The 19,338-nt window shown below is 41.8% G+C and carries 18 protein-coding genes; 8 read left to right on the forward strand and 10 right to left on the reverse strand.

Features of this window, described 5'->3' with window-relative positions; genetic code table 11:
- Nucleotides 1-199: 199 nt before the first annotated feature.
- From RMZ43_RS26400 to rppA, 6 genes are all read right to left on the reverse strand, one after another.
- Nucleotides 200-898 carry a Uma2 family endonuclease gene (locus tag RMZ43_RS26400; RefSeq protein WP_322648221.1) on the reverse strand — a complete coding sequence of 233 codons (699 nt, stop codon included), beginning with the start codon at nucleotides 896-898 and terminating at the stop codon, nucleotides 200-202.
- A gap of 151 nt (nucleotides 899-1,049) precedes the next feature.
- A complete protein-coding gene (locus tag RMZ43_RS26405) occupies nucleotides 1,050-1,358 on the reverse strand; it encodes a KGK domain-containing protein (protein ID WP_322648220.1) in 309 nt (102 codons plus the stop codon).
- A 402-nt stretch (nucleotides 1,359-1,760) separates the two neighbouring features.
- Nucleotides 1,761-2,846 carry a c-type cytochrome biogenesis protein CcsB gene (gene ccsB / locus RMZ43_RS26410; RefSeq protein ID WP_322652527.1) on the reverse strand — a complete coding sequence of 362 codons (1,086 nt, stop codon included), beginning with the start codon at nucleotides 2,844-2,846 and terminating at the stop codon, nucleotides 1,761-1,763.
- A gap of 165 nt (nucleotides 2,847-3,011) precedes the next feature.
- A complete protein-coding gene (locus RMZ43_RS26415; RefSeq protein ID WP_322652528.1) occupies nucleotides 3,012-4,781 on the reverse strand; it encodes a DUF3352 domain-containing protein in 1,770 nt (589 codons plus the stop codon).
- A 447-nt stretch (nucleotides 4,782-5,228) separates the two neighbouring features.
- Nucleotides 5,229-5,792 carry a Uma2 family endonuclease gene (locus RMZ43_RS26420; RefSeq protein WP_322652529.1) on the reverse strand — a complete coding sequence of 188 codons (564 nt, stop codon included), beginning with the start codon at nucleotides 5,790-5,792 and terminating at the stop codon, nucleotides 5,229-5,231.
- A gap of 271 nt (nucleotides 5,793-6,063) precedes the next feature.
- Entirely contained in the window at nucleotides 6,064-6,756 is a 693-nt protein-coding gene (gene rppA, locus RMZ43_RS26425) for a two-component system response regulator RppA (RefSeq protein ID WP_322648283.1), read from the reverse strand.
- A 75-nt stretch (nucleotides 6,757-6,831) separates the two neighbouring features.
- Here rppA and hisG point away from each other — a divergent pair, with 75 nt between their 5' ends.
- The 4 genes from hisG to RMZ43_RS26445 all read left to right on the forward strand — a co-directional run bounded on the left by hisG (nucleotide 6,832) and on the right by RMZ43_RS26445 (nucleotide 13,831).
- The gene (gene hisG / locus RMZ43_RS26430) at nucleotides 6,832-7,476 is read left to right on the forward strand and encodes an ATP phosphoribosyltransferase (protein ID WP_322652530.1); all 645 of its coding nucleotides are present in this window, start codon (nucleotides 6,832-6,834) and stop codon (nucleotides 7,474-7,476) included.
- Between the two features lie 1,062 nt (nucleotides 7,477-8,538).
- On the forward strand, nucleotides 8,539-11,112 hold the full coding sequence (locus RMZ43_RS26435) for a GAF domain-containing protein (protein ID WP_322652531.1): 2,574 nt from the start codon (nucleotides 8,539-8,541) through the stop codon (nucleotides 11,110-11,112).
- A gap of 8 nt (nucleotides 11,113-11,120) precedes the next feature.
- A complete protein-coding gene (locus RMZ43_RS26440; RefSeq protein WP_109007311.1) occupies nucleotides 11,121-11,546 on the forward strand; it encodes a response regulator in 426 nt (141 codons plus the stop codon).
- Nucleotides 11,547-11,551: 5 nt separating this feature from the next.
- The gene (locus tag RMZ43_RS26445; RefSeq protein WP_322652557.1) at nucleotides 11,552-13,831 is read left to right on the forward strand and encodes a hybrid sensor histidine kinase/response regulator; all 2,280 of its coding nucleotides are present in this window, start codon (nucleotides 11,552-11,554) and stop codon (nucleotides 13,829-13,831) included.
- Between the two features lie 283 nt (nucleotides 13,832-14,114).
- On the opposite strand, the gene ychF is transcribed toward RMZ43_RS26445, so the two are convergent.
- The 3 genes from ychF to yidD all read right to left on the reverse strand — a co-directional run bounded on the left by ychF (nucleotide 14,115) and on the right by yidD (nucleotide 15,955).
- The gene (gene ychF / locus RMZ43_RS26450) at nucleotides 14,115-15,206 is read right to left on the reverse strand and encodes a redox-regulated ATPase YchF (protein ID WP_190912345.1); all 1,092 of its coding nucleotides are present in this window, start codon (nucleotides 15,204-15,206) and stop codon (nucleotides 14,115-14,117) included.
- 45 nt (nucleotides 15,207-15,251) lie between these two features.
- Nucleotides 15,252-15,479: a hypothetical protein gene (locus RMZ43_RS26455; protein WP_322648214.1), complete on the reverse strand. Its 228-nt coding sequence runs from the start codon at nucleotides 15,477-15,479 to the stop codon at nucleotides 15,252-15,254.
- A 239-nt stretch (nucleotides 15,480-15,718) separates the two neighbouring features.
- Nucleotides 15,719-15,955 (reverse strand): membrane protein insertion efficiency factor YidD, encoded by a 237-nt coding sequence (gene yidD / locus RMZ43_RS26460; protein WP_322648213.1) that lies wholly within the window; start codon nucleotides 15,953-15,955, stop codon nucleotides 15,719-15,721.
- A gap of 61 nt (nucleotides 15,956-16,016) precedes the next feature.
- Here yidD and RMZ43_RS26465 point away from each other — a divergent pair, with 61 nt between their 5' ends.
- The 3 genes from RMZ43_RS26465 to RMZ43_RS26475 all read left to right on the forward strand — a co-directional run bounded on the left by RMZ43_RS26465 (nucleotide 16,017) and on the right by RMZ43_RS26475 (nucleotide 17,334).
- A complete protein-coding gene (locus RMZ43_RS26465; protein WP_322648212.1) occupies nucleotides 16,017-16,718 on the forward strand; it encodes a diacylglycerol/polyprenol kinase family protein in 702 nt (233 codons plus the stop codon).
- Nucleotides 16,719-16,779: 61 nt separating this feature from the next.
- The gene (locus RMZ43_RS26470) at nucleotides 16,780-16,980 is read left to right on the forward strand and encodes a hypothetical protein (RefSeq protein WP_322648211.1); all 201 of its coding nucleotides are present in this window, start codon (nucleotides 16,780-16,782) and stop codon (nucleotides 16,978-16,980) included.
- 9 nt (nucleotides 16,981-16,989) lie between these two features.
- Nucleotides 16,990-17,334 carry a hypothetical protein gene (locus RMZ43_RS26475; protein WP_322652532.1) on the forward strand — a complete coding sequence of 115 codons (345 nt, stop codon included), beginning with the start codon at nucleotides 16,990-16,992 and terminating at the stop codon, nucleotides 17,332-17,334.
- Nucleotides 17,335-17,387: 53 nt separating this feature from the next.
- Here the strand turns inward: RMZ43_RS26475 and RMZ43_RS26480 are convergent, their stop codons facing one another.
- The gene (locus RMZ43_RS26480) at nucleotides 17,388-18,287 is read right to left on the reverse strand and encodes an alpha/beta fold hydrolase (protein WP_322652533.1); all 900 of its coding nucleotides are present in this window, start codon (nucleotides 18,285-18,287) and stop codon (nucleotides 17,388-17,390) included.
- A gap of 443 nt (nucleotides 18,288-18,730) precedes the next feature.
- On the opposite strand from RMZ43_RS26480, the gene RMZ43_RS26485 reads away from it, so the two are divergent.
- On the forward strand, nucleotides 18,731-19,285 hold the full coding sequence (locus RMZ43_RS26485) for a thioredoxin family protein (protein ID WP_322652534.1): 555 nt from the start codon (nucleotides 18,731-18,733) through the stop codon (nucleotides 19,283-19,285).
- Nucleotides 19,286-19,338: the final 53 nt, after the last annotated feature.

The following is a 19,338-nucleotide window of genomic DNA, read 5'->3' on the forward strand; positions in this document are numbered from 1 at the left end:
TGCCCAAACCATCGCTAAGATAACTTTGAGTAAACCTGGAATTATATTTTGTAATTCGTTATCCACTGGGGTGTCGTCAGAGTCTGGTAGTTCCTCAGATGAAGGCAAACAAGCTAATGGATTGTACTCTAGCATGACGGATTTACGGTTCCTCAGTTATTAGTACATCTTTATTTTATAAATGAATCTTGATAGCAATTTAAATGAGAGAATCAGGATCTATGCCGAGCGATCGCAACCGTTCTTGTAATAATTGAAATTTCTGTTCTGCTTGCTGCGCTTTTTGTTGAGCAAGTTTTTTGTCTTCTTCTGGTGTTAAAAGCTTTTGCTCTTGCTGGTTATACCAATACATCCACTCGCGGGGAATGCCTAGATAAGTTCCCTGTTCTATGCCAATTCCTAAACTAATCTCTGGCAGCCAAACAGGATTACCATCTTGACATTCATAAACATTATTAACTAACTTGTAAACTTCTAAACGTGGCTTACGCCGACGAAATGGATTGTAAACCACATAATATAAAATCCCTAATCTTGCATACTCTGCTTTCTTAGTTGAGTACTCACCGCGATATGTCTGAGATACCACCTCCAGCACTAATATGGGTAGTTTTTTCTCTTCCCAAAGCACGTAACTGGGGCGGAGGTTTTGATCGTAAAATCGCTCAACACCCAAACTCAAAAACCCATCTGGGACTATCGCTAATAAATCTGGGTCATAATAAATCCCCATATCTATACCAAAAAACCAATCCATGCGTTCTGGCCAAGCCATTGCTAGGGTAGCTTTGAGTAAACCGGGAATTAAATCTTGTAATTCATTATCCACAGGGGTATCGTCAGAGTCTGGCAGTTCCTCAGATGAGGGCAAACAAGCTAATGGATCGTAATTTAGCATGATAGGTTTACCGTTTCTCTGTTATTAGTACATCTTTATTTTATTAATGAATTTTGATAGCAATTGAGCAAATCCTATTTTATTTGCAAATATCGAGAGTATCAGAACCCCGACTTCTTTAAGAAGTCGGGGTTTTTTTGCTCATTGGATATTAATTTTCTACTTGTTTGAGTCTTTGAAAAATTTCATCAAGTGGTGATTCAGAATCTTCAGGACAAAATTCTAAAGCAAGTCTAACTTTTCCTTTTTTCCACCCTTGAGTACTGAATTGTAAAACCTCACAATTTAATCCTTCTGTATACAAATTTACTTCGTCTGTTTCTGCTGCTCCAATATATTCCTTAATTGCTGTAATCAAATCACGAACTTTAAAAGTTTTAGCAATATTTAACTTATTAAAAGTGTCTGGTTCTATAGACACAACTTCATCATGATTTAGTCTCTCGAATCCATCTTCCATAAAAATCTCCTGTCAATAAATTTATATTTTCCAGGGATATAACAGTTCATCCGAAACAAAATGACAACTTTATAGATTTAGTGCTAGTCAAATAAAAATTTAGTAATAATTTCATGTCCGTTAAATTAGCCTAGTATTCTCGCGTTACCCCTCCCTAAACCTCCCACCCCCCTTTCATCCCCCCTTAGTAAGCTACGGTGTATACACAAGTCTGAAATAGCTGATTAACCAAGGTTTTACCCCACCCTAACCCTCCCCTTATAAAGGGGAGGGAACTAGATTTATTATTTCCCCCCTTAATAAGGGGGGATTAAGGGGGGTAATTCGACTTGTGTATACACCGTAGCCTTGGTAAGGGGGGTGCGCGGCAGCGCGGGTGGGGTAGTTTTATTTAAACGGTTCTTAAAAGAACCAACCGTAAGAATGTAAACCTTTACCCAAAAGATTCACACCAAGATAGCAAACCCAAACAACAACAAAACCAGTGGCGGCTAAAATTGCCGGACGACGCCCTTGCCAACCGCGAGTGATTCGGGCGTGGAGATAGGCAGCAAACACTAACCAGGTAATTAATGCCCAAGTTTCTTTGGGATCCCAACTCCAGTAAGAACCCCAAGCTTCGTTAGCCCAAACGCCGCCAGCAATAATACCAATTGTCAGCAGGGGAAATCCTAGCCCGATGATGCGATAGCTGATGTTGTCGAGGGTTTCGGCAAGGCTAAGGCGCTGGGGTGAAAGGGGTTCGGAATTTTGGGTTTCGGATAGCGAAGCGTCTTGCGGATTTTGGATTGGGGTTGTTGTAACTAAACCCAAAACTGCGGTGTTACCGTTACCGTTGCCGTTGCTAGTAGTTTCAAAACGAGCAAAACCGTTATTTTCGGCAGAAGGGGCTGATGGTTGAGGAATTAGTTCAGCTGCTTTGTGTAAGCGGTAGCCGTTGCTGCGATAGCCACCAGTACCTACAGAACTACCTTGTAGTTGGATGTTTTGACCGCGAGTCACAACTAAAAAAGCGATCGCTAATAACGAACCCACCATTAAAGCAGAATAACTCAACATCATCACGCTGACATGCATCATCAGCCAATTTGATTTCAAGGCAGGTACTAGGGGTTCTGACGCTTGCATCTGGGATGGTAGTGTCATAGTCGCAAAAGCAGCGATCAGCATTGCCACAGGAGATGTAACAACTCCTACTAAACGGCTACGGCTACTACTTTCAGCAATGAGATGGACGGTGGTAATTCCCCAAGTTAAGAAAAACAGCGATTCATAGAGATTACTTAAGGGAAAGTAACCAGCTTCTATCCATCTTGCCCCTAGTAGAGTCGCCATGCACAAATTAGCGATCGCCATCCCAGCTGTCCCCAAAGCGGCTAGATAAGGCAGATTTGGAAAAGCCGCTCCTCCCCAATAAACCAGCATTGTTAGGAATAATATGGCAAAGGAGGCATTGTCCAGCCAGTTCTGGAGTACAACCAAATTCATAAAGTCTTCTCTCCGTGGATAATTTAAAATATCGATTCTGACTGTTATGATCCTATATGCTTAGAGGGTCATGGGACAGGGGAAATAGGAAATAGGGAATGGGGAAGAGACAAGGAAGAAACTTTTTCAATAGTTATCCCTTGTTCCCCTAATCTCACCACTCCCCTATCTAACAGAACTGCTCTTATTACTTTCTGGACTAGGCAGGGGAGTTGTGTTCCTAACTTTTTTAAGTGCTATAAAAATGTCGTAAAGATTACTGCGACTGTCGCTGACTGCGGATGTCATCCCAATTGAGCGCGTTGCATCAAGCAAAGCTTGTTGATTGGGAATTAGAGTTGGTAAAGGAAAATTTTTCACAGTTCGTTCTACATCCAAGAAAAATTGACCATTTGTCGGATTTGGTTCTGTAGGAACTGTTTGTTGGAAGGGGATCGTGCTAGCTAGTGTGTTGTTGGGTTTGGGAAGAATTTTATCAGTAATAGGAGCGCCCACCACTAGAAAGGCGACATCTCCATCTAACCAGCCGTGGGTAGCAGTTAAAGTACCATAGGGTGAAACCCAGTTAACAACGGGTTGTCCTGCGACTTTCGCCGATTGAACTTGGAACTGATATTGATTTCTCATCACGTCATCGAGCTGTTTTATTGATGTTTCAGCTGAATTACGTAGGCTTTGCCCGCCGTAGGCATCGCTTGTCTGTACCATGAAAAGTAAACCCAGACGAAAATCATCTGGTAAACCTTGTTTTGGAGTAGTAGGAATCAGTGATAAGGAAAACTCGCCTTTCATCCAACTGAGCAAATCTTTATCTAAATCAAGAGTGGTAAGAGATTTTATACCACCTCTAAGTTGTTCTGGTGCGATCGGTGAGAGGGGATTTCCTTGAGATGTTAAAACATAATCTCCCCACAATCTCTGTAAGTTTCCCCCCGAAAGCATCATTAAGGTTTCTGCTGGTACGCGGTTTTGCATTTGTCCAGCTTTGTTTTCTACCGCCAGCACCCGTTGACTATTAGGGTTTAACCAAGAAACGCCCTTGAAGCGGATTCCTTCTGTCTCTAAAGTCATTGTCCCCGCTAAAGCTTGGTTATTTTGCAGTTGAGCCAAAACTTGAGCTGGTATTGGGCGGTTTGGAGAAGCTGCGGCTATTTTGGCTGCTGTTGGCACATTGACGTAAAACTGGCCAAAGGGTTGGTAATCGGCAATTTTTGGAAAGTTCTCAGCAAAGCCCCCTGTTGTCGCTAGAGATGTTTGATTTTTGTAAGCGTCAATTGCTCTTTCTGTGGCTTTGGGATTATCAGTTATAACTAAAAAACGCCCATCTAGTAATGCTGCTGAGAAGTTTTCTCCTGCTTGTCCCTCACTTTGTTTTATGGCGATTCCTTGATAAATACGGTCAATCCATTTGCCTTGTTTAAGGGTTTTGGGTTGTGCCAAAATATTTTTGGCGATTTCTGGATTTTTCACTGGTAATACCATTACCATCGACTGCTGATCGCTGGCAGCATCTTCATTGGTGGTAACTGGTTTGGGTGCAGCTTTACTCACTATTGCTGGGGCAAGAATTGCGATTGTAACGTCATTGCCTACCCAAGGAGCGATATCTTTCTGGAAGTCGTAACCATTATTAGTGAGAAAGCGATCGCGCAATTCAACTAAATTTCTGTCCAGTTCTGCTTGGGTTTCTTTTGTGCCAAACTCCCGCAATTTCTGCCACTGCTGGGGATCTGTTGTCAGAGAAACCGCAAACAGGGCATCACCAGGAATAATATTTGCACCTACTAGCAAATCACTAGAAGCTCGTTGTCTCTGGCTTAACAACCAGTATCCTACACTGCCCGCACCAATCAATAGCCCAGCAGCCGAGAGCGTCAGCACCAGAGACGGTTTCTTATTTTTCTTCATCGGAACAGACACAAGAGGCGGTGCCATTGAAACCTATACCTTATACTTGCAAACTTATTACTTGCTTGATTAGTCAAGTACACCAACAGGTTTAACCATTCTTTAGAACAGCTAATTATATTAAATTTTTCCACCCTAAATGTTGATGATACTTCGGTAATCAACCTTCCCTGCTCTTTCAAAAGCTGTGTTTTTGACTCAGTTACCATTTTTAACACGCTTTGTTGAATTTCGTAGGACGTTTCCCTGAAATTAATTCCTTTGTCGAAAGTTTTCGCAGGTAAATCTGTTATTCCAAGGAATTTGAGAATATAATCAATCGACAAAGCTATAACTCAAGTTCAGCTACTTGATTTTGCTCGGTAGCGATATGCGATGCCTGCGGCGGGCTGCGCCTACGCGCTACATCAAAAATGCAGTATTTTTTGGGATAATGCAGTATAGCAAAGCTATACCTTCAGGCTTATCATTTACCTATACTTGCAACTCAAATCCGGGTAATATATCTTCTCCAGAAACAATCGCTGGTATTTGCACAACTTCCACAGCTTTCAAAAGTCGGTAAATTTCAACTTGGCGATCTTGAGGATTAATTAGCCAACCCAAACGCAGACCATTTTTAATGTATTCCTGCATTTTCTCTTGAATTGTTGCAAGGCGATCTGTCTCTGATCGCAGTTCAATCAAAAAGTCGGGTACAAGTGGCGGAAATTTTTTTCGTTGTTCTGGTGTTAAAGCTTCCCACCGCTCCAATTTTACCCAAGCAGCATCAGGAGAGCGTTTTGCACCGTTGGGAAGTATAAAGATAGTTGAAGAACTAAAAACTTTCCCTAATTTTGCTTGACGATTCCAAATTTCTAAATCAGTGATTAGTCCAGCTTCTTGATTTCCACTTTCTCCTCCTACTGGTGGCATAATTATTAATTCTCCAGCTGCATTCATTTCCAGGCTGACATCACGATTGGCAATACACAATTGATAAAATTGTTCATCGGTTAGATGAGCAATCGGTTCTAGATTTAGCACAACAGTATTCATTAAACCTTTCCTCGTGTCTTTATTGCTAACATCAATAGGAAATTCTTGCTTGTTGGAAGATGTGTAAGAATTCAGCACCCAGGAGTTAGAATTCAGAATTTAAAAGGAATGCAGTATTATCAGGAAAGAAATTTCACAGATTATGATGCCTGTGGATTCATCCCTCTACAACAAACTTCGACAGGAATTAAAATTGCAAAGATTGAAAGATGTTAATGATTCTCCTAACCAATTAACCGAATCTTTGTCAGTTGAAAACAGGCGGCTAAACTTACTCCACTGAGGAAGCACCGAAACGATAGCCTTTACCGTAAACTGTGTGAATCAGTGTAGTTTCTTTACCTACCTCTATCTTACGACGCAGCAAACGAATTAATGCTGCAATTACATTACTACTGGGTTGTTCTTCCTCTTGCCACAAATTTTCCATAATTTGGGCATGAGTCATTAGTTGTCCAGTATGTTCCATAAAATATTGCAGCAACTGGCTTTCTTTTTGCGATAACTCAATTATTCGTCCTTGGCGATAGGCTACTTGATTTTCACAATCGAGTTCTAAATCAGCGACGGTTAAACGTCCGGTAGTGGTTTCATAGGTTTGGGAACCGGAACGACGCAATAAAGCCCGGACTCTGGCTAGCAACTCTCGCAGTTCAAAAGGTTTAACCAAATAGTCGTCTGCACCAGCATCTAAACCTTGTACGCGGTCATCTAGAGTATCCTTTGCTGTGAGAAACAGCACGGGAGTGGTTTTACCTTGACGCCGCAATTGCTGACAAATTTCTAACCCCGTTTTTCCTGGCAGCATCCAATCTAAAATTAGTAGGTCATAATTGCCTGTTTGTGCATGTTCGTTGCCACTTGTGCCATCGTAAGCGGCATCCACAATGTAACCCTCACGAGTTAATAAGCGACTCAAGGGTTCAGTTAGTTCAACTTCATCATCAACTAATAAAATTCTCATGCTGCTTGTGGTAAGCATATAGAGATATTCTCAATATTATTCAACTGCCAGAACGCCAAGGATATTAAAAAAAGAATGCTGACTGTTGCATTGCCAAAAGGGGAACTCCTTAAAAATAGCATCCGCTTGCTACAATCTGTCGGGTTAGATTTTAGTGCTTTTTTAGATTCAGGAACTCGCCAACTTCAAATTCCTGACACTAAAGGAGTCGCAAAAGCTTTGTTGGTGCGGGCGCAGGATGTGCCTGTTTATGTAGAATATGGTCAGGCACAACTGGGTGTTGTTGGTTACGATGTGCTGCGAGAGAAGCAGCCGCAAGTTGCCCACTTGGTGGATTTGCAGTTTGGGCATTGTCGGATGTCGGTGGCGGTAAAGGCATCTAGTTCTTACCGATCGCCGATACATTTACCACCGCATGGTAGAGTTGCTTCAAAATATGTAAATTGCGCTCGTGAATATTTCCACAGTCTAGATTTACCTGTGGAAATAGTGCCGTTGTATGGTTCAGTTGAACTAGGCCCGATTACTGGAATGTCAGAAGCGATCGTGGATTTAGTTTCTACAGGGCGGACTTTGCGCGAAAATGGTCTGATTGAAATTGCTACTCTCTATGAAAGCACGGCGCGGTTAATTGCCCATCCTTTGAGTTACCGCATGAACACGGGTAATTTAAGTGATGTGATTGCCAAGCTGCGAGAAGCCGTTTTGGTAGAGGTGTAATAGTAGTGCTGTCAAGGTGACAGAAGCGGCAGGGGAGCAGGGAGCAGGGAGCAAGGGGGAAAGATTCTAAGTTCGCCTGCCAAGAGGGATTCATACCGTTTCACTTTAAGGTTGATACATTTAGGCAAGCAGGGGAGCAGAGGAGCAGGGGAGCAGAGGGGAAAGAATTTGTATCAGGATTTTAGTGAAATGGTATCAGAGCAAATAAATTTATTTATGCGTAGGATAGAAATATTTATTTCGAGGCGTGCAAACGCGAGAAATAATATGTCCTTGTTCTAGCAACCCTACATTTATGTATGGGGTTCTCCTTTCTGCAAGAACTGCAAGAACTGCCCCTTGCCCTCTTCATTGACGTAATTCACGGTTTATCCAATAGCCCAAAGAAACCTCACCCTGATTTTGCTTGTGCAAAACCTGTTCCTCTCCTTACTAAGGCTACGGTATACACACAAGTCCGTCCTAAAACCCTATCTTGATAACGCTTTCCTTATTCTCATGTAGAGCATGGAAACGAAAGAAACAGATAGCATTGTCAGTCGATACAATCGCATTGTCAGTCGATACAATCGCATTGTCAGTCAATACAATTGCATTGTTAGTCGATACAATTGCATTGTTAGTCGATACAATCGCATTGTTAGTCGATGCAATGGCATTATCAGTCGATGCAATCGCATTGCAGGTTAAGAGACTTATGTGTGTACAACGTAGCTTTGTTAAGGAGAGGGATGTCTGTGAGGACAAGGTGAGGTTTTAATGATTAGTAAATAGTCTGCAACAATTAAATCTCCTCATACAGGCTAAATTTGTTTACACTAGAATTAGCGCGATATGTACGACGGGCTACGTCTACGCAATAATTTTGCGGCGTATACAGGGAATGCTTGCTACTAAAATCACTTTAATAATGCGAATTTAGCATTTTGACAGAATTTAACAGGCTTTCCTGAACAGCCAGAGGCGGGGAAAAGACTAAAAATTATTACAAAAGATTAAGCTATTCTTGAGATAGCCACCCTGATGACTGGATATTACATTTAAATTTATTAAGAAAAGTTAATGAAAGCTGGACAAATTGATACAGAAGTGGCGAGGCTAGAAGCCCTCCGCCAGTATCAAATTCTTGACACCGAACCGGAAGAAGCTTACGACAATCTTGCTCAGTTAGCGGCATTTATTTGTGGTACGTCCATATCCTTGGTAAACTTCATTGATGAAAACCGTCAATGGTTTAAGGCAAAAGTAGGTTTAGATGTATCAGAAATGCCCCGGTGTGTTGGGTTATCTTACCTTTGCCAAGAGCGGCGTAATGTTGTGGTGGTTCCTGACACCCTAGCTGATGAAACATTAGCAAATAATGCAGTAGTAACTGGCTATCCATATATAAGGTTTTATGCAGGTGTACCCCTAATTACTCCCAAGGGAGATATGCTGGGAACTCTGTGTGTCATTGACCAAGCTCCAAAAGAATTGAACCAAAAACAAGTGGAGGCGCTTGTAGCTCTGAGTCGTTTGGTAATCGACCAATTAGAACTCAGGCGTCATGTAACTGAGGTATCTCAAGTTACCCAGAAGCTTGTGGCGTATGAGCAAGCAGCACACGCCGAGTCAGAATCAGCTAGAATCCGCATTGCTAATTTGCTAGAAAGCATCACTGATGCGTTTTTTGCCTTAGATAAAAAGTGGCGATTCACCTATATTAATGGTCAAGCAGAATTGCTGTTGCAAAAAACCCAGAATGAATTATTAGGTCAAAGCATCTGGGAGGTATTTCCAGAATTAATAGATACAACATTCCATCGTGAGTATCACAGGGCAATGTTAGAACAGGTGAGTGTGGAATTTGAGGAGTTTTATCAGCCACTCAACTGCTGGTTTCAAGTCCACGCTTATCCTGCAAAAGACGGCTTATCTGTTTATTTCCAAGACATTACTGAACGACGACGAACAGCAGAAGCACTACAAGATAGTGAAGAACGTTGGCAATTAGCATTAAATGGTAATAATGATGGTATATGGGATTGGAACCTCAAGACTAATGAAGTGTTCTTCTCAACTCGGTGGAAAGAAATGCTCGGTTATAAAGACCACGAAGTTTCCAACGGTTGGGATGAATGGACAAAATTAATCCACGCCGATGAGCGAGATTGGGTACTTCAAGCCTTCCAAGACCACTTTGCCAAGAAAATACCGTTTTACGTCTGTGAATATAGAATCCAATGCCAAGACGGCAGCTATAAATGGATTCTAGATCGAGGACAGGCACTTTGGGACGCATCGGGTGATATAGTGCGGATGGTGGGTTCTTATACAGATATCACAGATCGCAAGCAGGCTGATGAAGAATTAAAGCGACAGAATTTGCGATCGCAATTATTTTCTGAAATCACCCTGAAAATTCGAGAATCTTTACAAATAGACGAAATCCTCCAAACCACTGTTACTGAGGTACAAAAACTACTACAAGCTGACCGAGTTTTAATTTTTCAACTAGAGCCTGATGGTTCGGGAACAGTAGTACAAGAGGCGGTGCTACCTGGTTGGCCGGTAATTTTGGGAAGAAATATTTTTGACCCCTGCTTTAAAGAAGAATATATAGAAAGATATCGCCAAGGAAGAGTGAGTGCGATGGAAAACGTTGAAACCGCTCACATTCAACCATGCCATCGAGAATTTCTTCAGCAGTTTGCTATCAAGGCTAACCTCGTAGTGCCAATTATGGTCAGGGAGGGCATTTGGGGCTTGTTGCTGGCTCATCAGTGTGCTGCACCTCGACGGTGGAATAATTTTGAGACGGAGTTGTTAAAGCAATTAGCTAACCAAATTGGCATTGCTTTATCTCAAGCGCAACTATTAGAAAAAGAAACTCAGCAAAGTCAAGAACTCGCTCGTTCTAATGCGGAATTGGAACAGTTTGCTTATGTAGCTTCCCATGACTTACAAGAGCCTTTGCGGATGGTAACGAGTTATTTACAACTATTAGAGCGAAGATACAAAAATCAACTTGATACTAATGCTGATCAGTTTATCAACTATGCAGTAGATGGGGCGCGACGGATGCAGACGCTGATAAATGATTTGTTGAATTATTCTCGCGTTAGTACCCGTGGACAGCCTTTTATACGAGTAAATTGTAGTATTGTCTTAGAACAAGCGATCGCTAATCTGCAAATTGCGATCGCAGATAGTAAAGCAATTATCACTCACGACGAGTCTCTACCAGAAGTAATGGTTGATGCTACCCAATTGATCCAAGTATTTCAAAACCTGATTGGCAATGCAATCAAATTTTGCCGTCATCAGCAGCCACAAATTCACATCGGAGTAGCGAAGCCAAATGCAAATCCAGACGGGGAAAGTTTAAATGTTATACCGTCGGTAGATGAATGGTTATTCTGGGTACGCGATAATGGTATTGGTTTGGAATCCCAGTATACTGAACGCATTTTTATAATTTTTCAACGATTGCACGGTAGAGATAAGTATCCGGGTACTGGAATTGGTCTGGCAATTTGTAAAAAAATTATAGAACGCCACGGCGGCCGGATCTGGGTTGAGTCAAAACTGGGTGAAGGCTCGACTTTCTACTTCACAATTCCAGAAAGAGCAGGTAAGCAATCGTGGGCATTATAACACCGATTATGCCTATTGAGGTTTTGTTGGTAGAGGACAATCCAGGCGATGCCCAACTCACACGCATCGCCCTGGAAGAAAGCAAAATTTCGATTCACTTGAATGTGGTCGAAGATGGGGTAGAAGCAATGGCATTCTTGCGAAAGCAGGAAAAATATGTCAAAGCAGCCCATCCAGATATTGTCCTGCTCGATTTAAATCTCCCTAGAAAAGATGGGCGAGAAGTACTGGCAGAAATTAAAGGAGATGAAAACCTCAAGCGAATTCCTGTAGTAATTTTGACGACTTCCCAAGCTGAAGAAGACATCCTTAAAGCCTATAATTTATGTGCAAACTGTTATATAACTAAGCCCGTCGATTTCGATCAATTCGTTAAAATTGTACAATCAATAGAAAATTTTTGGTTTGCGATCGTAAAACTGCCACCGGAGTAGTGGAAATGGCAGGTAAAAATATTAAAGTCTTATTAGTAGAAGATAACCCTGGTGATGTATTTTTATTACAAGAGTTTTTAAAGGAAGTTACCACAGTTGTAGTTGATTTGTCGCCCGTTGAGCGCCTTTCCGAAGCCCTCAACTACTTAGCTAAGGAACCTTTTGATGTAATTTTGTTAGACCTCTCGCTGCCAGATAGCCAGGGACTAGAAACTTTTGTCATCGCTCACCATCAAGCAAAAGCCACCCCGATAATTGTGCTGACGGGTATAAACGATGAAACCCTAGCGATTAGAGCAATGCAAGAAGGAGCGCAAGACTATTTGGTGAAAGGGCAAGTAACTGGCGACTTGCTGGTGCGCTCAATGCGTTATGCTATCGAACGGCAACGGGCAGACAACGCACTGCGACAAAGTGAGGAACGATTTCGGGTAGCTCTCAAAAACTCTCCCATCTTTGTCTACAACCAAGATTGCGAGTTACGGTACACCTGGGTTTATAATCCCTCTTATGGATTGACAGTTGAAGAAATGTTGGGCAAACAAGACTTGGATATTATTCCAGTTGAAGATGCTCAACGTCTCACCACAATTAAACGTGGAGTATTAACCACTGGCATAGGAACGCGAGAGGAAGTATCAATAACAATCAAAGATACAACTCGATATTACGATTTGACAGTTGAGCCATTGCGGAACGAGTCGCAAGAAGTTGTTGGTGTTACATGCGCCAGTATTGATATTAGCGAACGACAAGTCGCGCTACGCGAACGCAAATTGGCAGAAGAAAAAATCCGCGAACAAGCAGCATTACTTGATGTCACTACAGATGCCATTTGCCTGCGAGATTTAAACAATGAAATTATCTTCTGGAACAAAGGCGCAGAAACACTTTATGGTTGGAAAGCGACAGAAGCTCGGGGCCAAAATGCTAGTAAGCTTTTGTATGGCGAACCTTCACCAGAAATTGAAGCGGCTCTTTTACAAGTTGTTAATAAAGGAAAGTGGCAGGGCGAATTAACTAAACTTACTAAAACTGACAAGGAAATCCTTGTTGCTAGTCGCTGGAGTTTGGTATGCGACGAACAAGGGAAACCCAAATCTATTCTCACCGTTGACACAGATATTACCGAGAAAAAACATCTAGAAGCCCAATTGTTTCGCGCCCAACGTTTGGAAAGTATTGGTACTTTAGCTAGTGGCATTGCTCATGACCTTAACAATATCCTGACACCGATTTTGGCAGGAGCGCAATTATTACCACTCAAATTTCCTCATGCAGATGAGCGAACTCGCCATCTACTAGAAATTTTGGAAATCAACGCTAGACGCGGTGCTGATTTAGTCAAACAGGTGCTATCTTTTGCGCGGGGTGTAGAAGGGAAGCGCATCACTTTGCAACTCAGACATATAATTGTGGAACTTGGCAAGATTCTCAAAGAGACATTTCCCAAATCCATAGAAATTAGCACTGATGTACCACAGGATTTGTGGATGGTTTCTGGAGATAGCACACAACTGCATCAAGTGCTGATGAACCTCTGCGTTAACGCCCGCGATGCTATGCCCAATGGCGGTAGTTTGAGTATTTATGCTGAGAATCTGTTGATTGACGAAAATTATGCCCGGATGAACCTGGAAGCCAAAGAAGGGCCTTACACAGTGGTTACTGTCTCCGATACTGGAGGTGGGATACCTAGAGAAATCTTAGATAGAATTTTCGAGCCATTCTTTACTACAAAAGATGTAGGACAAGGCACTGGTTTAGGACTTTCCACCGTACTGGGGATAGTTAAAAGCCACAGAGGTTTTGTGAATGTGTATAGCGAAGTGGGAAGTGGCACTAGCTTTAAGGTTTACTTGCCAGCAGTGGAGGGAATGGAAACATTCACTCCAGAAGAATTGCCATTACAAACAGGACATGGAGAATTAATTTTGATTGTGGATGATGAAACTGCCATTCAAGAGATTACCAGAACATCATTAGAAGCTCACAATTATAAAATCTTAGTTGCCAGTGATGGCATAGAGGCGATCGCGCTGTACGCTAAAAATAGGGACAAAATCAGTGCTGTACTAATGGATATTATGCTGCCCTCGCTGGATGGTTTAACTGCCATCCGTACCCTGCGAAAAATTAACCCTCAAGCCAGAATTATTGCCAGCAGTGGACTTATGTCCGAGAAGAAGCTCAGTTCATTAACTAACATTGGTGTCAATACATTTTTGCCAAAGCCCTATACTGTCAACGAATTATTGCTTTCTTTACAGAAAGTACTATCGTGAGTCAAACAATTTTGGATTTTAGATTTTGGATTACCTCCCCTTTTTCCCTTGCTTATCCGAACCGTATTGGGGTGCGATCGCACTTCTAAATTAAAATAAAATTAGTTTTATAAAATTAATGTCTCGAGCTTTGCCCGTACTTCTTCTATTAAATGTTGTGAAACACTTTCAACAAATTTTACCTTTCTAATTTATGGGCTTGGTAAATTTTTGACTTTTGACTTTTGACTTACCAAAGGGGTTGACCATTATCTTATCGATAACGGTCACTCATTAATTACTCCTACACATTAAATCGGAACAACATTACATCCCCTTCCTGCACAACATACTCTTTCCCTTCACTGCGAACCAAGCCTTTTTCTTTCGCCGCATTCATCGAACCAGTTGTTACCAAATCTTTATAAGCAACAGTTTCGGCGCGAATAAATCCCCGCTCAAAATCACTGTGAATTACACCAGCAGCTTGAGGTGCAGACATTCCCGCATTAATTGTCCAAGCGCGGGTTTCTTTAGGGCCACAAGTGAAATATGTCCGCAAACCTAAAAGCGTGTAAGTTGCCCGAATCAAAGATTTCAAGCCGCCTTCTTCCACACCTAAAGACGCAAGAAAATCAGCTTTATCTTCTTCTGGTAATTCCACTAATTCAGCTTCAACTTGAGCCGAAACTATCACAACTTGGGCATTTTCTGTTGCTGCGATTTGCCGCACTGTTTCGACAAAATGATTACCCGTTGCCAATTCATCCTCAGATACATTTGCAGCGTAGATAATCGGTTTATAAGTGAGCAGTTCTAATCCTTTAATAATTTCTGTTTCTTCTTCATTCAAGCTCACCTGACGCACCGATTTACCTTCGTTTAAAGCCGCAGCTAATTTTTCTAAGACTGTGATTTCAAACTGTGCATCTTTGCTGGTACGAGCTAGTTTACGAGTGCGATCAATTCGCCGCTCAATTTGTGCTAAATCTGATAAACCCAGTTCTATATTAATGATTTCAATATCTCGCGCTGGGTCAACAGAACCAGCAACGTGGATAATATCGTCATTCTCAAAACAACGTACCACATGGACGATCGCATCAACTTCCCGGATGTGGGACAGGAATTGATTTCCTAGTCCCTCACCCTGACTAGCACCTTTAACTAAACCGGCAATATCTACAAATTCAACCCGCGCTGGGATAATTTGTGCTGAACTGGCAATTTTAGCAAGAACATTTAACCGTTCATCCGGTACTGCGACAACGCCGACATTCGGTTCAATCGTGCAAAAAGGAAAGTTAGCTGCTTCAGCTTTGGCATTAGCAACTACAGCATTAAATAAAGTAGATTTTCCGACGTTGGGAAGTCCGACAATTCCGGCTCTTAGCATTTTGGATTTTAGATTTGAGATTTTGGATTACATTACCAAGGTAATCTAAACAGGTTCCGGTATGGTTTGGGGAATTGGCCCTGGAACCGTCTGAGGAATGGGAGCAGGTACTGGTTCTGGTACAGGCCCCGGTAAGGGTTGAGGAATCGCTGGCCCCGGTACAGGTTCAGGACTAGGTAGCGGATTCGGCTCAGGATTGGGGCTAGGTAGCGGACTCGGGCCAGGAGTAGGAATTTGTGGTTCTGGTATAGAAATCGCAGTAAAATTAATCATCGTAAGTCTAAATTAAATTATTCAACCTCCCCACGCTAGATGACAACCTCATCTGTTGACATCTCCCCAAATATCTATACCCACAAACACATCCTTTAATAATTTACCCCTCTTCTCATCCTCTGTGTCCCTCTGCACTTCCCTCTGCGCGACGGCAGTCGCTCATAGGGGAACCCCCAAGACCGCGCTGCCTCCCCTCTGCGTTTAAATTTCACCCCTCAATTCCCCACTGCACAAAACTACTCCTCCTTAAACTTTTCCACCACCTCTGGTACCGGGTCGTAACCACCTGGATGAAACGGATGACAGCGCAAAATCCGCCGAGTTGCCATCCAGCTACCACGCAACACTCCAAATCGTTCAATAGCTTCAATAGCATACATCGAACAAGTTGGTTGAAAGCGACAAGTCGGGAGAAACAACGGCGAGATAAACATTCGGTAGCCCCGAATCAGCCAAATAAATAATAATTTCATTGCAGCTACCCAAATCTTATAAATTAGTAACAGGGGTAAAAATTTTCATTTTGTCGTATCTTTGTTAATTACATTTTCTGACTTCACCTCAATTCCGGTTTTATGGCTGCAAATTGCGTTGGCTGCAATTTGGGTGTTACTCATCCTTCTGATTGCAGGGGTAGTAAACCGCTTTGCCGATAAGCCAGAAATCGTGCGGAAGATAGTTCATATTGGCACTGGTAACGTGATTTTAATCGCCTGGTGGCTAGATATTCCCGCCAGTGTAGGGATTACAGCTTCTATTTTAGCGAGTGCAATCACCTTATTATCCTACCGATTACCCATTCTTCCTGGTATTAATAGCGTTGGACGGCAAAGCTTAGGGACATTTTTTTACTCTGTAAGTTTCGGTATTTTAGTTGCCTGGTTCTGGTACTTGCAACAACCCCAATACGCAGCACTTGGAATTTTGGTGATGACTTGGGGAGATGGATTAGCAGCCTTAATTGGGCAACGCTTTGGTAAACATAAGTATAAAGTTTTTGGAATAGAAAAAAGTTGGGAAGGTTCCCTAACTATGATGCTCGTTAGCTATCTCATCAATAGTTTGATTTTAGTTGGAACTCAAGGTAACAATTGGCAAACTTGGGCAGTATCACTGTTAGTAGCAGTTATAGCTACGGCTTTAGAAGCTGTTTCATTTTTAGGTATTGACAATTTGACAGTTCCCTTGGGCAGTGCAGCCCTTGGTTTCTTTTTATGTCAGTTAGTTTTTAATTAGTAATTGCCTTGAGTGCTATTTCAAACGCTCTTTTATTACTCTGACAAAATAAAATATTTGTATGTTGGGTTTCACTTTGTTCAACCGAACAAAATCAAAGATTCTTGGTGTTGGGTTTCGTTCCTCAACCCAACCTAATCCTACAGATATCTTTCGTCTAGAAGGCGGCGAGTCCATAGATTGTGGTATCTGTCCGTTCAATGACTTCGGCGATGTCTTTGAACTTAACAATACTTATTATTATGTCAAAATTTTCTTCTAGCAGCAAAAAATGATGCTTATAAATCGATTATTTAAAGGACTGGCTGTTGTATTGACAGTAATGGGAGGCATAGTAATTATTTGCTTATTAGTTAATTTGGTAGATCTAACGATATCGGCCTCTGGTCTTGTAGGCAGTTCTTTCAGCAAAAATTTTAGTTTTGTTTTGCTGGCTAAACAAGCTCAAAAAAATCTTATACTTGTGTTCATTGCTAGCGCAGTTGAGATTGCCTTATTTTGGCTACTAGTACTTCTTGATGTTGTCTCTCGACACCGTGGTTTAATAGCTACTTTAATCCTCTTTATTTTCCTTGGAATTGTCGTCTTTATTGTTTACGATCAGTTCAGTATTTAAGTGGATTTTAGCTGATTGACAAAATTTACACTATTCTAACCTCTCACAGATGATTACCGCGATCGCTCCAAAATCCAATCGAGTAAAATCGGATTGACTAACTCCGGCGCTTCATCCTGCGGACAATGCCCTACTCCCTCTAAAGGAATAAACTTTTCTACTTGGGGAAAGTTAGCTAATTCTCTCCCTAACTTAATTGGCTCCCACGGATCGGCTGTTCCCCACAAGATAATCGCAGGACAGGGTAACAATGGTAAAAGGTCTTCTGGTAATGGCCCTGTAGAATAAGAAGTAAAAGCAAGAAACACAGCTCCAGCACCCGGATCGCTTGCTGGTGACATCAAAATATCTACTAACTCATCTGTCACCATCTCAGGATTCGAGTATGCTTGCAGCAGAATTTTCCGTACCGTTTTTGGTTTGGCGAGTTGATTGAAAAAGAAATCGCCAACTGGTTTGATAGATAACAGGCGTTGCAGTAGAGGCGCTCCATAACGACGAGATAAAGGTAAAGTTACCCGTTTGCGATCGTGCAACAGCCGTAAAGAACAGTTGAGCAAAGCAACTCCTAAAGCAATATCTGGGTTGCTTACTGCTGCTTGCATGGCTACAATACAGCCAATAGAATTTCCTACTAAAAAAGCTGGCTCACCGACAACTTCACGGCAAAAATCTGCCACTTGCTGTCCCCATGTTTCTAGAGTATAGGCAATTTTTTCTCCAGGTTGAGGTTTTGCAGAAGCACCGAACCCAATCAAATCAATAGCATAAACACGGCAACTTTGTGCTAATACGGGAATATTTTTCCGCCAATGCCACCAAGAAGCGCCAAATCCATGCACTAGAACAACGGCTGGCCCAGTGGTTCCTTGGGTTTGATAGCAGATAGAGAAATCTTGCCAAATCCAGGTTTTTGTAGAAGTAAGTGCTGTTTTTGAACTTGAGGTTGTCATAAAAATTTGATGAATACAAGGGTAAAAGCCTCTCAGCAGCAAGACGTAAGTAAAATTGTTGTCAATTTGAATAAAATTTATCAGATTCTCAAAGTAAATCCTTTGTAGTGATAGCTCAGACAGACAGCACGAAAGCTCCTTGGCTGATAGTTTTATCCAGCATAGATTTCCGTCTTGTTGATAGAGGTAATTTACTCACAACTTAGATTATGTCAGTATTAGAAATCATAACTTCTACAATAATGTGAGTAATATTTTCACTATTTTTAGATGTAAGCGAATTAGCGTCACTGCTAGATTCAGTAGTTTCACAATTTACGATCGCAAATTTGGTATATAACATTGTCGAATATGAGGCATCGGCTAAGGGGTGGTTTGCAACTGGAAACTGACGCTGAATTTAACAATATTTTTCTTGTTCCTAGTTCTGCGAGCCAGAAATCATGAATCTACTAGAAACAATTGATACTCCCGTTGGGAGCTATGCACCTGATTTTGAACTGCCAGGAATTGATGGTCAAGTACACCATCTCAGGCGTTATCTTGAAAAGTTCCGAGTAGTGGCAGTTATTTCTCTATGTAACCACTGTCCTTATGTAGAGTGGTACATAGACAGGTTAAAAAACATTCAAGCCGAATTTGCCCCCAAAGGCTTCACATTAATTGGTATGAATGGTAGTGATGGTAATCATGGCACTAAGCCAAGCTTTGAAAATATGAAAGCTTTTGCCCAGCGTCACGATTTGAACTTTCCTTACCTGTGGGACTCGACGCAAGATGTAACCCGCAGTTTTGGTGCTACAAAAACACCAATGGCATTTTTAATAGATAGTAATGGTATAGTACGCTACAAAGGTACAATTGACGATCATCCTCAAGATCCATTATCGGCGGGAGAGGATTATTTGAGAACTGCGATCGCTTCTCTGTTTCTAGGTGAAGAAATAGATATACCACAAACAGAAGCAACAGGTACTACATTGATTTGGCGTAACTAGACATAGATAGTCCCTGTAACTGCTATCTTAAATTGGAGGCAATTGCAACTTTT

Source organism: Nostoc sp. CmiVER01, assembly GCF_034531135.2.
Taxonomy (GTDB): Bacteria; Cyanobacteriota; Cyanobacteriia; order Cyanobacteriales; family Nostocaceae; genus Nostoc.

Bases quoted from the DNA above. Each gene is read 5' to 3' on its own strand.
- RMZ43_RS26400 (WP_322648221.1), bottom strand. From the start codon at position 898: ATGCTAAATTACGATCCATTAGCTTGTTTGCCCTCATCTGAGGAACTG.
- RMZ43_RS26405 (WP_322648220.1), bottom strand. From the start codon at position 1,358: ATGGAAGATGGATTCGAGAGACTAAATCATGATGAAGTTGTGTCTATA.
- ccsB (WP_322652527.1), bottom strand. From the start codon at position 2,846: ATGAATTTGGTTGTACTCCAGAACTGGCTGGACAATGCCTCCTTTGCC.
- RMZ43_RS26415 (WP_322652528.1), bottom strand. From the start codon at position 4,781: ATGGCACCGCCTCTTGTGTCTGTTCCGATGAAGAAAAATAAGAAACCG.
- RMZ43_RS26420 (WP_322652529.1), bottom strand. From the start codon at position 5,792: ATGAATACTGTTGTGCTAAATCTAGAACCGATTGCTCATCTAACCGAT.
- rppA (WP_322648283.1), bottom strand. From the start codon at position 6,756: ATGAGAATTTTATTAGTTGATGATGAAGTTGAACTAACTGAACCCTTG.
- hisG (WP_322652530.1), top strand. From the start codon at position 6,832: ATGCTGACTGTTGCATTGCCAAAAGGGGAACTCCTTAAAAATAGCATC.
- RMZ43_RS26435 (WP_322652531.1), top strand. From the start codon at position 8,539: ATGAAAGCTGGACAAATTGATACAGAAGTGGCGAGGCTAGAAGCCCTC.
- RMZ43_RS26440 (WP_109007311.1), top strand. From the start codon at position 11,121: ATGCCTATTGAGGTTTTGTTGGTAGAGGACAATCCAGGCGATGCCCAA.
- RMZ43_RS26445 (WP_322652557.1), top strand. From the start codon at position 11,552: ATGGCAGGTAAAAATATTAAAGTCTTATTAGTAGAAGATAACCCTGGT.
- ychF (WP_190912345.1), bottom strand. From the start codon at position 15,206: ATGCTAAGAGCCGGAATTGTCGGACTTCCCAACGTCGGAAAATCTACT.
- RMZ43_RS26455 (WP_322648214.1), bottom strand. From the start codon at position 15,479: ATGATTAATTTTACTGCGATTTCTATACCAGAACCACAAATTCCTACT.
- yidD (WP_322648213.1), bottom strand. From the start codon at position 15,955: ATGAAATTATTATTTATTTGGCTGATTCGGGGCTACCGAATGTTTATC.
- RMZ43_RS26470 (WP_322648211.1), top strand. From the start codon at position 16,780: ATGTTGGGTTTCACTTTGTTCAACCGAACAAAATCAAAGATTCTTGGT.
- RMZ43_RS26475 (WP_322652532.1), top strand. From the start codon at position 16,990: ATGATGCTTATAAATCGATTATTTAAAGGACTGGCTGTTGTATTGACA.
- RMZ43_RS26480 (WP_322652533.1), bottom strand. From the start codon at position 18,287: ATGACAACCTCAAGTTCAAAAACAGCACTTACTTCTACAAAAACCTGG.
- RMZ43_RS26485 (WP_322652534.1), top strand. From the start codon at position 18,731: ATGAATCTACTAGAAACAATTGATACTCCCGTTGGGAGCTATGCACCT.